7 protein-coding genes and 1 pseudogene are annotated in these 13,961 nt (G+C 64.6%); 4 read left to right on the forward strand and 4 right to left on the reverse strand.

The genetic code is table 11. The annotated features are described in order from the left end of the window. Positions 1–98 precede the first annotated feature (98 nt). From CVN68_RS11520 to CVN68_RS11530, 3 genes are all read left to right on the forward strand, one after another. Positions 99–2,786 (forward strand): hypothetical protein, encoded by a 2,688-nt coding sequence (locus tag CVN68_RS11520; protein WP_100282331.1) that lies wholly within the window; start codon positions 99–101, stop codon positions 2,784–2,786. Between the two features lie 40 nt (positions 2,787–2,826). Then, positions 2,827–4,104, forward strand: coding sequence for a VgrG-related protein (locus tag CVN68_RS11525; RefSeq protein WP_100282332.1), 1,278 nt, complete (start codon positions 2,827–2,829; stop codon positions 4,102–4,104). Between the two features lie 237 nt (positions 4,105–4,341). Continuing rightward, positions 4,342–4,590, forward strand: a complete 249-nt coding sequence (locus tag CVN68_RS11530; RefSeq protein ID WP_100282333.1) for a patatin-like phospholipase family protein — start codon at positions 4,342–4,344, stop codon at positions 4,588–4,590. Between the two features lie 27 nt (positions 4,591–4,617). Here the strand turns inward: CVN68_RS11530 and CVN68_RS24445 are convergent. After that, positions 4,618–5,376, reverse strand: a pseudogene (locus CVN68_RS24445) (IS5 family transposase). 328 nt (positions 5,377–5,704) lie between these two features. On the opposite strand from CVN68_RS24445, the gene CVN68_RS11540 reads away from it, so the two are divergent. After that, entirely contained in the window at positions 5,705–8,953 is a 3,249-nt protein-coding gene (locus tag CVN68_RS11540) for a DUF7379 domain-containing protein (protein ID WP_100282334.1), read from the forward strand. Here the strand turns inward: CVN68_RS11540 and CVN68_RS24450 are convergent. The 3 genes from CVN68_RS24450 to CVN68_RS11555 are packed head-to-tail and all read right to left on the reverse strand — an operon-like array spanning position 8,913 to position 13,961. After that, on the reverse strand, positions 8,913–11,381 hold the full coding sequence (locus tag CVN68_RS24450; RefSeq protein ID WP_407695503.1) for an OmpA family protein: 2,469 nt from the start codon (positions 11,379–11,381) through the stop codon (positions 8,913–8,915). The two genes, CVN68_RS11540 and CVN68_RS24450, sit on opposite strands and share 41 nt — an antisense overlap. Further along, a complete protein-coding gene (locus CVN68_RS11550; protein WP_100282335.1) occupies positions 11,350–12,462 on the reverse strand; it encodes an AAA family ATPase in 1,113 nt (370 codons plus the stop codon). The genes CVN68_RS24450 and CVN68_RS11550 overlap by 32 nt, the downstream gene beginning before the upstream one ends. Before the next feature lie 14 nt (positions 12,463–12,476). Further along, positions 12,477–13,961, reverse strand: a complete 1,485-nt coding sequence (locus tag CVN68_RS11555) for a S1 family peptidase (RefSeq protein ID WP_100282336.1) — start codon at positions 13,959–13,961, stop codon at positions 12,477–12,479.

The following is a 13,961-nucleotide window of genomic DNA, read 5'->3' on the forward strand; positions in this document are numbered from 1 at the left end:
CCGACCAGACATCACCGCTCGACGCGTTGCGCGCGATTTCGAGAGGTGCGCTCGACCCTAGGCTCAGAACAGCGTTCGACGCGATTGGCGCGCAAGGCATGCTGGCACGTATCGAGGCGGCCGCCAACGATCTTGCCGCGTTGCTCGACGCGCTGCCCGACAGCATAGTCGCCTTGCTCACGCCGATCCGCGACTTCCTCGAACCGACTGCTTCGACGCCGCCCGGTTTGATCGACTGGCCGATCCTCTCCCTCAGCCACGCCGCGCCTGCACCGACGGCCGGCGAGAGGTCGCAGCACCCCTATGCCTTGGCTGCGAGCGCGGGCGTGACGATCGAGGCCGGCAGCGCATGGCCTTATGCCGACCCCACCCCTCCAGCGTTGCTGAGGATGGGCGTCAAAGGCGAATTGAAGCCCAAAGCGAGCGCGACATTACCTTTCAGTTTTGGGACGGCATCGGCATCGGCCGAAGCCTCCGCGGCGTGCAAACTCGACTATCATTTCACACTGCGCGATCCCGACCAGATCTACGGCCGTGTTGTCGGCGATCGGTTGCTCGATCTTGTCGATCCCTTCGACTTCGACGCGGTGTGGGAAGCATTTCAAACGGGCCACCTCGCCGCAATCGGGTTGGAGATGGATGGCTCCGCCAAGCTTGCCGTCTCAGTGTCGGTGGCCGACACGACCGCCTTGGGTAGCTTGGTCACCGCCGAGCTCGGTGCAACGATTGCAGTTGGCGTTTCGCTGGGCGGATGCTTTGTCGTGTCACTGCGCGCCGGCGACGTCGGCGCCAACCGCGAACGACAGATCCTCGCGCGCGTTACGCGCGAACGGAACCGCAGTGTCGACGGCAGCCTAAAGCTCGGTGCGACGATCGATCTCGCTGGCCTCGCGACCAAGTTGCACGGCGTGCTGGCGCAAGCATTGGGCCGCTGGGACGAGGTTCTGCAGGCCGTCACGCCCTTCTTATCGCCAGGCAGTTGGCTGCGCGCGCAGGGCGGTGGACTGATCGAATGCGAAGCCGCGGCGTTGGTCGGCGACACCGCCCTTCGTGCAGCGCTCGTTCGCGATCTCCAAGGTGTGACCGGTTTCCACCAGATCGATACCCCCGCCTTGATCGAATGGCTAGAAACGCAGCTGACGGGTGCGCTCGATGCCGCACGCGATTGGGCCCACGATCAAGCGAACGCAGCGGTCGATATGCTCGACACATTGGGTCGCGGGCTTCCCGCGTTCGCGCAGCCCGATCTACGCGCGCTGCTCGCACCGACTGCCGACAAACTTGTGTCGAGCGCCAATGCGGCACTCGAGGCGAAAGTCGACGCGTTGTTCACGAGCGGTCAAAAATCTCTTGGAAAGGCGTTGAAGTCGGTCGGCGTGACAGTGAGCGACCGCCTTGCCGACGCCGACGCCGCGTTGGCTGGCGTGCGCGCGCTCATCGCGCGCTACGACGCGCTGTTCCGAAAGCTGCTCGCAGCGACGGAAGACGCCGCGAATGCCAAAGTGTCGGCAGCGCTGCAGATCGACGAGAGCCGGTTGGGCGCCACCACCGCCGAGATCGAGGGCGTGTTCGTCGCACGATCCGACGCCGCGCGGTCGGCATTCGCGGCGCTGACCCGCGGCGATTTGGGCGCAATGATCGGTTTGATCGATACGCCCGGCAACGGCGACTTCATGCTCGATCCAGCGCGCTCGAGCATCCGCCGTTTCGCCGGCCGCAGCCAAACGCTCGGTATCGAGCTGGTGTTGCTGGGCTTCGGCCTCACCGGCAGCGCGCTGTTGAGCGCCGAGGCTGACGTGCTGATCGACGGGACGGGCAAGGTTCAGGTCGACGCCAAATCGCGGCTCCGCAAGCGCTTCTCGGGCTTGGATGCCGATCGTGAAATCGAGTTGTTGAGCGGCTTCGCGCTGGTTCGCGCACGCGCGCTCGCCACCGCCTCACCGGCGGCCGACCGCAGTCTGGGACTGGGGATCACCATGGGACACATCGATCAGGATCTCGAGCGTCACGAGGTCGAGCGTTTCGTCGGCAGCCTGGTCGACAGCGGGGTCATCGACGCCTCGGCGCTCGCCACCGCGCGCAGCGTCTTCGACCTTTGGGCAAGCGCCGTCGGTGCGGAGGACAAACTCGCCGGCACGTTGCAACTCAAGCTCTCCTTGGATCGTGCCGAGCTGTCGACGCTGCTCGAGCTGCAACAATCCGCCGGGCTGTCCGCCGATCGACGTCGCGCGATCGTCTCGACAGCGTTCGACAGGCTGATCGACGCCGATCCCGAAACGCGTCGAGCGGTCGATGAAACGATTGCCGAGCTACGCGACCAATTTAATGATCGCTCGCGTGACGATTTCCTCATGGATCGTCAGCGCACGCACCGCGCGCTCATGATCGATGTGCCTAGTTCCCGCATTCCGCGTGTCGCGAGCCATCATGAACCGTTCGACGGCGCGATGCAGCTCTCACACGGCATGTTGGGCATGGTCGAGGCACTGCGGCAGATCTATTTCTCGACGCCCGAGACCCGCGCCGACAAGGACCCCCTCACCTGGGGTCCGACGGACTATCGCGACGCGGAATATGCCGCAGTCAAGGCCGTGCGCGGATGGCTCCAACTCAACGCGGTGCTGTTCTGGACCAATTCCAAGGTTCACCCGCGCACGCTCGCTTTCCTCGACGCGATCGCAACGCTCGGCGGCGTCGATCTCGCGCAGAGAGCATCGCTCACGATGTGGCGCAAAGCTGCGCAAGGTCGGCCAGAGACTATCGTGTTGAGCCACGCCGGGGTCTGATCGTCGCGGGGAAAGCGAATCGATTGCGAGGGGGAAAATAATGAACCGCAAGCCGATTTTCGACGCTGTGCGCGTATTGTTAGGTCGTGGGTTCGCCGCCGCCGAGATCAAAGCCCTCGATGACGCCTGCGATCTGGCCGAGGCGGCCGTCGAGCCCATCCCGCCGAAAATCCCGGCGATGTCCAAACGGATCGTCGCCCCACAGGCCTCGCCCGTAGTCCATGTCCTGGGCGGTCTTTCGGAAGAATATGAAAGCAGCGGACGCGGTCCCGGCACCGTGTCGGGTGGTCGCAACGATCCCGGCGGCGTGTCCTATGGCGTGTATCAATTCGCGAGCAAGGCAGGTACCTGTACAGCGTTCGTGAAGGGTGAGGGGCGTCCTTGGGCCACCGACTGGGCGGGCAACCCACCCGGTAGCGACGCCTTCTCCGAGGCTTGGCAGGCGGTCGCGAAACGCGATCCCAAGGGTTTCCGCGCAGCTCAGCACAGCTTCATCGAGCGCACCCATTATCGGCCGGTGGTCGCCGCGATCGTCCAGCGCAAAGGCCTAGAGCTCGACGCGCGGTGCGATGCGCTACGCGACGTCATCTGGTCGTGCGCAGTGCAACATCGAGGCGCGCCGAACATCGTGATCCAGGCGATCGATGTGGCCGATCGCTCGATCAATCGGGCAGCACCCGACTACGATCGTAAACTTATCGAAGCGATCTATGCCGCCCGCATCGCCTACGTCCGAGGCGTCGCCGCAAACGGCAAGCTCAGCGCTGGCGAGCGCGCGCAGCTCCTGTCGATCACCCAGAACCGGTATCCCAAGGAGCTGGCGAAGGCGTTAGCGCTCTACGACAGTACGCCGGCACCAACGGCGGCAGTTCCTTTGAAACTCGCCGGCGCTGCGTCAGAGCGCCCCCAGGTTGCGAAGGCTCCCGCGCCGCTCCCGCTCGTCTCGATCAACGCTGATACGATCGACGGTAATGAGGTGGCGGCCGCCAACGGCGTTGATGTGAAGAACAGCGGTGTCAAAATCGCCAAGCTGGACGCGCGCATGGGTCCGGTCATCGTGGCGATCGCCGATGTCGCGAGATCACTGGGCTTGCCACGGCCAGTGATCACCTCGGGCAACGACAGCGGGCACATGACAGGATCGCTCCACTTCAAGAACCGCGCGCTCGATTTTCGCGGCAACAATCTAAAGATTTCCGTCGGCCAGAGGCTGGCCGCCGATGTCGCGACACGGTTGGGAGCGGGCTACGACGTCATCTTCGAAACATTCGCAAACCCGGCAAGGAACCACCTCCATGTTGAATACGACCCGAAGTGATCGTCCGACCTGTGGGGTGGGTGGATAGAACGACGCACCATTCGTCGCGCGCTGGATGACATCCGGAATCGGACAGGGCTCGGACGGCGCGGGGAACGACCTCTACCTGGGCGAAGGATCGTAATGCTGGGGGACATGATGGCGGTGTTTGGAAAAACGAAGCGTGGTGAGGCCGCTCAGCCCGGTGCGAGGGCACGATGATCGACAACGAAGCCCACGGCCGGACCAACGACCGGCTTGGCATTGTCGGGCGGCGGCATCCGTAGTGCGACGTTCAGTCTGGGAATCCTTCAGGCGCTGAGCGAGCATCGCTGCATCGCCGGCATCGACTATCTCTCGACTGTCTCGGGCGGCAGCTATATCGGCAGCTTCTTTGGCGCGCTGTTCCTCGATCCCAAGGATCGGCTGCCATCGCCGTCCAGCCCCGCCAAGACGAGAGGCCCCCGTCGAGGAAGACCCGATCGAGCATCTACGGCGACTGCTTAGTTCGCGCTTAGGGTCAGGACTCATTGATCAGAGCCAGAAGATGACGGTGGCCGCGAGAGCGATGGCGGAGAAGAAAGCCGTCTGGCACCGGTCGTAGCGGGTGGCGACGCGGCGCCAGTCCTTCAGGCGGCTCAACATGATCTCGATGCGGCTGCGGCGCCTGTACCGGCGCTTGTCGTATCTGACGGGCTCGAGCCGGGATTTGCGACCTGGGATGCAGGGCTGGATGCCCTTGGCCTGCAAGGCATCCCTGACCAGTCGGCATCGTAAGCCGCGGTCGCCGAGCAGCCACTGCGCCTTCGGCAGGTCGTCGAGCAGCGCTGCCGCGCCGGTGTAATCGCTGACCTGCCCGGCGGTCATGAAGAAGCTCAAGGGGCGGCCGTTGGCATCGGTGACAGCATGAAGCTTCGAGTTCATGCCGCCTTTGGTGCGGCCGATCAGCCGCCCGAGATCCCCTTTTTAACCCGCAGGCTCGATGCCGCGCGATGCGCTTTCAGGTAGGTCGCGTCAATCATGACGGTCTTCGGTTCGGCACCGGCGGCAGCCAACCCCTCCATCATGCGGACGAACACTCCCATCTCACCCCAGCGCTTCCAGCGGTTGTAGAGCTTCTTGTGCGGACCATAGTCCTTCGGGGCATCCCGCCATCGCAACCCGTTGCGATTGACGGAAACGATGCCGCTCAAACACCCATCGGTCATCAACCCGCGGCTTGCCGTGGCTCTTGGGAAAATACGGCCACAGACGCGCCATCTGCTCATCCGTTAGCCAGTACAGGTCGCTCATGCCCAGTCTTCTCGCGGAGCCGGAATCAGATCGCTCCTCTCACATCAATGGGTCCCGGCCCTAATTGGAGAAGGTGACGTAATAGCAGATGCGGCTCTCCAGTTCGCCAGCGGTGGGCGCCATCGCGGATGGCAACTTCAGATGATGGTCAAAGACTTAGAGACATTCTCCAAAGTACAGGCGCCAATGCGGTTGCGCCCGATTCGACATAGTGATAGATTTAATGACTTAGGACCGGCCTTCTGCCCGATTTGGTGCCGCTCCGTCTTGCACCACGCGGAAGTGGATATTGTCTCGCCGGGCGCAATCGTCCGCCGGGGAGGCAATATTGGAACGGGTCAGCGAGGGCGTCTTTGTCGAGGCCGGAGGTCTTGTCGTCACGATTGCCGAGTCGAACGAAGTCCGCGCGGCGGTGCGTGGCAGAGAGGCTCGGGCGCCGGTCGCGACCGACCTGCGCGCCGCCCTGATCGCTGCGGACTTTGACATTGTCGCCGAATTGGATCTCACCGCCGACGGTCGGCCGTTGCGCGGCAGCGCGCGGCCCGAACTGGCCGTTGCCATTGGCGCCAATGAAGGCGCCGTGCTTCTGATCGAAACTGCGGGCGGGGTCCTGCACTGGGCTCTGCCCGAGGTGCGTGACGAGGGAACGGCGCAACGGCGCGGGGGACGCGGTGGCCTGGCACGGTTCGATCTGACCCAAGTCGTCGGCGATACGCTGGAGCCGCCCGCGCGGCGCGGCCCGGTGCTTGATTGGATCGCCGACAAGCTGATCGATCCAGTTCGTACCATCGTGTTACGGTTCGTCGTGTCCAAGGCGATCGACGTTGCCGTGCAACGCATCGAGGGCGACAACCCGACGGGACCGGTGCTGATCCGCGACATCGATCCTTCGCAATGGGTGACAGCACCGATCGGCGACACGTTGCCGCAGGGGCGGCCGTTGCGCATTCTGCTGATGATCCATGGCACTTTCTCATCGACCGTAGGCAGCTTCGGACATCTGGCCGGGCTCGCCGAAGGCAGGAGCTTTTTGGACGCCGCGTTGAGCCGGTACGATCTGATCCTTGGGCATGATCACAAGACACTGGCAGAGGAACCGCGTGCCAACGCCGAAGCCATCCTTGCAACGCTGACCTCGCTGAAGCTGCCATCGGGCTCGACGATCGACGCGGTCGCATACAGCCGCGGCGGGCTGGTCTATCGCGTGCTCGCCGAGGAGCTGCTGCCGCTGTCCGGGCTCGAAGCGACGCTGGGATCCGCCGTTTTCGTCGGCTGCACCAATGGCGGCACCAACCTGGCCGAGCCTCAGAATTGGGCGGCCATGGTCGATACCTATACCAACATCCTCGTCACCGGCGCGCGTGCCCTGTCGGCAGCAGTTTCGGGCGGGGCGTTGTCGCCCGTCGTAACAGTCTCGATCCGCACGCTTGGGCGTTTTGTGCAGATGTTCTCGCAAGTTGCGATCAGCGAAAGGCGAGTCCCAGGTCTCGCCGCGATGGAGCCTGACGGTGAGCTGGTACGCAGGCTCAACCGTGCCGGAGCACAGCCGGCCCCGGCGCGCTACCTGGCCGTTACGGCGAATTTTGAACCGCGCATGCAGGCGGGCAAGGCATTGAGCACCGAGCTGGCCGGGTTCCTCGCCGATCGCATTACCGATCGCCTGTTTGCCGAGGACAACGACCTCGTCGTGCATACCCGCGCCATGACCGAATTCGGAGACCGCAAGCTGGAACCCGCGGCGGTCCACCCGCTCGACGATGGCGAAATCTATCACACTGTCTACTTCGGGGAAGCCGCGGTGGCGCAGGTGCTCGCCTCCTGGCTCACCCCCGCGGATGGTCTGACCAGGACATTGGACGCAAATGCCGGCCCGCGTCGGCGCGTAAGCCTCCCTGGCAGCGCGCGAGACCTTTCACGGCTGCGGCGCGGGCCCGGCGCTGCGCTGCTCGAGTCTCCGGCCACTCTGCCAGCGCCCTCCGCCCCGGCGCCAGTCGATCGCTTTATCGCTGCCGAGATGGAATCGTATCCGGTGATCGAGCGCGCGGCGAATGTCTATGTGACAGTCTCTCCCGAATCGGTCATCGCACTTGCCTCCGCAACCGCGAGCCAAGCGCGGATCACGCTCGACAGCGCGCTCCCGCTCGACGTGGCCCTGATCCCGCATTGCAATTGCGCGGTCCGGGGCGACGCAGTCCGCTCGATCGACGTCGCCGAGCCGGGCGAGCAGGTGCTACGCTTCACCATTGATGGCATCTCCCCCGGTTCGGCCGAGCTACTCATCGAGGCGCGGCAGGGCAATGCGACCGTCGCTTCGTTCCTGCTTGCCCCGATCTTCGTTGCGCAGGTCCAGGCGCCGCTTTCGGTAAGTCAGCCGCTGGCCTCCCCCGAACTGGCCGGCGGTGATTTCCCGGTGCTTCGAATCTACGAGTTCTACGGCGCCAACGGTGCGCTAACGCTTCGCTTCGACCTGATCTGCGACAAGCCCGCCTACGCCGAGTCCGGTGAAAGCACGCTGCCGCCGAGCTTCGACTTGAGGAGCTATGTCCTGGACACGCTGGACGAGATCGAGGCGGCGTGGACGGCTTCGGGCTCGGCGGTACCCGGCTCACTGGCAGCCCAGGAAGCACAGGCCGCCTATGCCACCTTCATCGCGGCCTTCCGCGCCAGGGCGATCGTTCGCACCAACGAGATCGTGCCCAAGGCATTGCGCGAAACACTCTGGGCACACCGCGACGAGATCAAGTCAATTCAAGTCATTTCCCAAGAGCCGCTGCTGCCATGGGAGTTAATGTACATCACCGACCCGTCCGGGAAATCGAATGAGAAACGCGGCTTCCTGACCGAATGGGGGCTGGTGCGTTGGCTGCATGGCGTGCGGCCGGCCGGGCGAGATTTGGTGCGAGACCGGATGCGCACGCACTATGTCATCCCCAAATATCTTGACCCGGCCAACACGCTGAGCGGCGCACTGGAGGAACGGGCGGTGCTGAAAGGGCATTTCCCGGACATCGAGAAGGTGACCCCGACCAGCCTTGCGGTGCAGGACTTTCTCGCCGAGCCGCACGGGTGCGAGCTGCTGCATTTCGCTTGCCACGGCATTGCCGAGCAACGCGCCGTAATCAGCGCGGACCTGCTGATGGAAGGCCTGCCGCGCAACGGCAATGTGCTCGACGACCGGCTGAGTGCCGATCAGGTCAAGACGACGCTTTCGCTCGCGCCGGACGCGTGCACGCTGGTGTTTCTCAACAGCTGCCAGACGGGTCGCGCCGGCGAAGGGATCGTTGGCGTGGGCGGCTTTGCGGACGCGTTTCTGCGCCCCTATTCGCGCAACGGCGCGATGGCCTTTGTCGGCGCCTTGTGGTCGATCAGCGACAGCCTGTCGCTGACCTTCGTCGATGCGTTTTACGAGGCCCTGCTCGCGGGCGCCACGCTGGTCGAAGCCGCAGCCTTGGCACGCAAGGCTTGTGCTGATGGATCGGATTTCACTTGGCTGGCCTACACCGTGTACGGCAACCCAATGGCGCGGATCGTCGGCGCTATTGGGGAGCAGGCGCAGCCGGAACGATTGCGAAAGTGATTTCCGCGCGCCGGTTTCGACGAAGCGTCACGCCGTCCGCGGTCGGGACGAGCGGCCTGAATTCACCGAACGCTTCCGTGCCTATCACGCCGTCTGGAATGCCATGGGCGGTGAGATAGGCCTTGGCCGAGTCCGCCCTGCGCTGAGAGAGGCCGACATTATAGCTCGCGGAGCCGCTGCGGTCGGTATGCCCGGCGATCATGACGGAGATTTCCCATTGATTGGACCGCGCCAATTTATTGTAGGCGGCGACGGCGCGATCCAGACCGCTCGGCGCATCCTTCGCGAGATCGCTTTGATCCCACTCGAAGAAGATCCTGATCAATGCCGGAATTGCAGGCTGCGGAGTTGTCGATGACGGTGACGGTGATGGCGTGCCTCCTGCTGGAGGCGTGGGTGTGACTGTCGGCGCGGGCGTCACGGCGGTAGGCTGCGGCGTCGGAACCGTCGGCGTCGGAACGGGCGTTGCGGTCGGTGTCGCCACGGGAGGCACCGGACCCTGCATGACCGGCGGACGGAACAGGTGCACTGCCACGCCCGCCACCAGCGCGGCGGCAAGCGCGCGCGTTTCGCGGCCCATGTAGAGACGCCGTAGCCGGTCGGCGACGCCGCCGGGAATCTCGATCGCGAGCCGCTCCGGTGCGCGGCCCTGCAGCGCCTCGATGAGGATGCGATCGGAGAGCATGTTCTCCGGCGTGGCCTGCAACCAGGCGACAAGCTTGCGCCGCAAGCGCGGGAGATCGACCTGCAGCCTCTCTGGACCCGCAGCGGCGCCAGGCACAAGATAGACCTGTATCGCCGCGGTCGCGGCCTTCAGCTGTTCGGGCTTCAGCTGCCGCACCAGCACCGCACGCAGCCAGCCTGGCATACGCCCCACGCGCAACCAGGGCAGTCGCGCGAGCGCCACGAAGCGCGCCTGAGTAAACAGAGGCGCGCCCTCCGCGTCCATCAGTTCGCTGCCGAGGTGTAGCGTCAGCGCGGGCTCAATGCGGGGCGACAGGGCAACCGCCCGCAACCAGAGCATCGCCGCCGGATCCAGGCTCGCTTCAAGGTCATAGGCAAGCCCGCTGACGAGCGCGGCGGCGGGCTCGCGCTCGTCGAGCACCAATCGCCGGTGCGAGGCAAGCCGCTCGGGCAGGTCGAAACCTCCGGCCGCGCCGCGATACGCAACCACGACAGGCGCGGCGAGCGACGTGCCATAGGCCGCAAGTCCGTCGCTGCCGATCGCGAACGGAGTCACACCCGAGGCTGCAAGCACCTGTTCTCCGCGATTCCACCGCACTGTCGGCCGCGGATCCAGCAGAGCCGTGCGCCCCAGTCCGCCCATATCCTGAAGCCAGTTGGGCGGCTGGCCGCCGATCACGCTGTCATAGGCCTCGATCAGCACCAGAACGCGCGCGCCGGGGTTGCGTGCGGCAATTGCAGCGAAGGGTTCGAGCGGCTCGGGGCGCCCCTCTATGAATGGCTGCACAATCGACGGTGTGCCGAAGAACTCGAAATAGCTGTGATTGAGCTGTTCCTCGCGCATCCGCTGATCGAGCGCGCGGCCTAAGGCGGCCAGATGGTCCCGTGGCGACTGGCGCTCGGCCAGCAACAGGTAGTTGGGCGTGCGCGGCGCAGTGGCGAAGGCGAGCGTAGGAAAGCCGGCGGCGCGGAGCGTCGCGCGGATGCTCGCCGGAGTGTCGAGCCGCGGGGACGGCGCTGCCCAATGGCGCCTCAGCCGTGCAAGCGCCTCTCGCGTCTTGCGATCGGCGAAGTGCGCATCGCGGATTTGCGCGACCGCGAGCGGCGCCCAGCGCTCGGGCTCGGGAGCGAAATCGCGCCGCAACTGGCGCAGGCGCCGACGCTCGAACGCGATCCACAAGAGCGCCAATGCGAGCGGAAGCAATGCGGTCAGGATCGCGATCCAGTCGATCATTCGCGCCGGAGCGTGCGGCGGTGATCGTGGACTCGCCGTGACGGTCGGAGTGGCAGGAGTAGCGCTGATCGCAGTCACTTGCGGTGTCCGGGAACTGGAAGGCTCCTCGCCGGGATTGCGGACGGGAAGATAAAACCAGGTGGCAAGGATCAGGGCCGCGGCGAGCCCCGCCGCTAGCCCCAAACTCCTACTGCGATGCGACGGCGCAGGTTCCGGAGCGCCCCTTTGCGCCCGATCCGCTGGCTCAGATTCGGGGCGTTCGGTATCAATCGCAGGATCGATCGCGAATCCGGCCATGAAGCCGGCGCGTTCCTGCGGCGTGCGGCACAGCGCCGCCGCCATCCAGCCGGGGATGCGCGGGTCGTCCCCCGTGATTCCGCGCGCGATTAGGTTCAGGCGGAGCGTCGCGAAGCGGACATGATCAGCCGGTCCGCGTCGGAGCACGCGCAACGCCGCTTCAGCGGTAGCGAAGTGGTCGTCAGTTCGCCTCACTCGATCCGAATTCTTCATTCAGAACTTCGCGCGCCAGCTTCAGGTCATCCGGCGACTTGACCAACGCCCCGAGCAGTGCGTCCAGCCGGGTCGCATTGCCGCGCAGCACTTCGCGCAACGGCTGCCGCGGATCAAGCTTGGCGCGATGCAGCAGCACTTCGATCCAAGCGAGCAATTCGGCGGTCCCCGGCTTCTTGCGGATCTCTCCGCGCAGACGGAGCGCCGCGAAATAGCTGATCGCGTCAGCGACGAGCGGTTCGCTGCCCTTAAGGCTTGTGATCGCTCCCGCGACGATGTCGGGAAGCTGTTTGTCCGGCATCGGGATATCGAAATAGGCGCAACGCCTGAGGAAGGGCTCGGGCAGCGATTTTTCGGAATTGCTGGTGATGATCGCGATCGGACGAAACGCCTTTCCGGCCGACACGCGAACGCCGAGCTCGGGGATGGCAAAGGCCATATTGTCGATCTCGGCGAGCAAGTCGTTTGGCGTGTCCCGCGGCGCCTTGTCGAGTTCATCGATCAACACGACCCGGTGCTCGGGGTCGGACGAAGCGAATTTGGGTTCGTCGGGCAGCAGCCAATGCGCGCGCACCGCGCCCGCCTTCACTTGGTCGGCGCCGAAGGCCTGCGCGATTAGCTCCTCATGCCGCTCGAATTCCTCGCCCTCAAGGGGTTTCTCCCCGAGGTCCGTGAGGATTGCCTGCCCGCCCGCAGCGCGTAGGATCGCCTCGCCGAGTGGGCTGAAGCGGAGATAGCGGACCAGCGGTCGGTGCACGCTGCCGGGCGCCGAATCCCGGAACCGCGCGATCTCGTCGAAGCTGTAGAGCAGATCCCGGCCGGTCGAAGTGGATTTCACGTCGAACGGCTTGGGCTTATCGACGCCGAGTTTCTTAGCCAGCCAATAGGCGGCGCGAGTCTTGCCGGTGCCCGGCTCGCCGGTCAGCAGCAACGGCACGCCCAGCAGCATCGCGACGTCGATCGCCTCAATCAGTCCCGGCGCGGGAACATAGCCATCGATTCCCTTGTGATCCTCGACCAGCGGGCGCGACAGCCGCAGCGGCTCTCCGTCCTTGCTGGTAACCGCAACAAATCTAGCCAAAGCCTATCCCCCTCCTAGGGCGCCATTTGACGCACCCATTGTGCCACATCCTCCAACCGCAAATGCGCTCTGCCGCCGAGCGCTCGGTCCGCGCTGTCGGTGACCATGCCGATCTTCACATCGTCGAGCGCCATCAAGCGACCGGTGTTCTTGATCCAGCGCGTCACTGCATCCGGCCGGAAGAACTCCAGAAGCTCGGTCGCGCGGAGCTGCCCCGCATCGGGCAAATCGGCATTCACCGCGTCGCAAAGCCTCTCGTATGCCTTTCGCACTTCGGCTTCGGGTTCCGGAGAGCCGGGAGCGAACAGACCTTCATCGATCTCGATCTGAAAAACATGGATCAGCGGACGGACGAGCCGCTTGGCGTTGATCTCGGCAAAATACCGGCCCCAGCGGCGCAGCAGTTCGAGTTGCGCACCCTTGGCATTGCGCACGTCGAGAACGCTGAAGAACATCGTTGCGACATTGGTCTGATTGAACGCCTCCCGCACGGTCGTCGGATCGGAGGTGTCCGCCCCGAATTGCCCCGCCAGATTGTTGCAGAGCCGTTCATAACGTTGCTCGACGTTGAACGATTGGAGCGTCGTCGGCCACTCCAGGTCGATCAGGTCCGGCAAGGTCTCCTTGCCTGCGAGATCGGGGAAACAATCCGCGAGATAGCGCTCAGCGAATCGGTCGCGGCAATTGGACGTGTCATCGCGCGGCACCCCTCCAATCGCGCAGATGAAGCCGCGACCGTCGCCCAGCCAATGTTTCCTCAGGAGCGTTCCGAAATCCGAGACCGGTTGCGTTCGATCGAACTTCCGGAAGCGGCGCAACCAGCTCCTATCGGAGCCCGCCACGGCAACACCCTGGATTTCAGTCACGCGGCGCAAGATCTGAATCGGGACGATCAGGCCAGTGACCTTCTCCTGATTCTCGGTGACCATTCCGATCAAACCGAATTCCGGATTGAAGATCGCTGCGCCCGAACAGCCGCTCCGGATCGACTTCTCTTCGAGCAACGACGTGGCGAACAGTCGGTTGACCCCGTCATACTCTCCCGTATCCCCCGAAATCTGGACGCCCTCGCGTCGCACGATCCGCCCGAAACTGCTCGGAGCGCGCATTTCCGTCACGCCCACGCCGACAAATTTCAGGCTTTCGGCCAATTGCACCAAGCGCGAGTGCGCGACTGAGAAGCCGGCGGGAAATACTTGATCGGGAGCCAAGCCGAGCACGCAGATGTCCCTGCAAATACGCGCTTGCTCGTCGGCTCCCTCCGGCGGATCGGCTGCGTAGGCGGCCTGAACAACCAGCTTTGCCCTATGTCCTTCGATGTCGGCGGGAAAAGTAGCGTCGACGATATCCCCGAATACGGGTGCGCGCCCTAGGCACGATTCCACGACATGCGTGCAGGTCAGCACATTCGAGGATGACACAATGAAGCCGCACCCCACCGGCGCTCCCGCCCCGTCAAGCAACCGGACCTGACAGCGATGCCGCGCGATCGCATCCAT

Source organism: Sphingomonas psychrotolerans (genome assembly GCF_002796605.1).
GTDB lineage: Bacteria > Pseudomonadota > Alphaproteobacteria > Sphingomonadales > Sphingomonadaceae > Sphingomonas > Sphingomonas psychrotolerans.

Excerpts from the sequence above, each read along its gene's own strand:
- CVN68_RS11555 (WP_100282336.1), bottom strand. The coding sequence starts at position 13,961 with ATGGATGCGATCGCGCGGCATCGCTGTCAGGTCCGGTTGCTTGACGGG.
- CVN68_RS24450 (WP_407695503.1), bottom strand. The coding sequence starts at position 11,381 with ATGAAGAATTCGGATCGAGTGAGGCGAACTGACGACCACTTCGCTACC.
- CVN68_RS11525 (WP_100282332.1), top strand. The coding sequence starts at position 2,827 with ATGAACCGCAAGCCGATTTTCGACGCTGTGCGCGTATTGTTAGGTCGT.
- CVN68_RS11520 (WP_100282331.1), top strand. The coding sequence starts at position 99 with ATGCTGGCACGTATCGAGGCGGCCGCCAACGATCTTGCCGCGTTGCTC.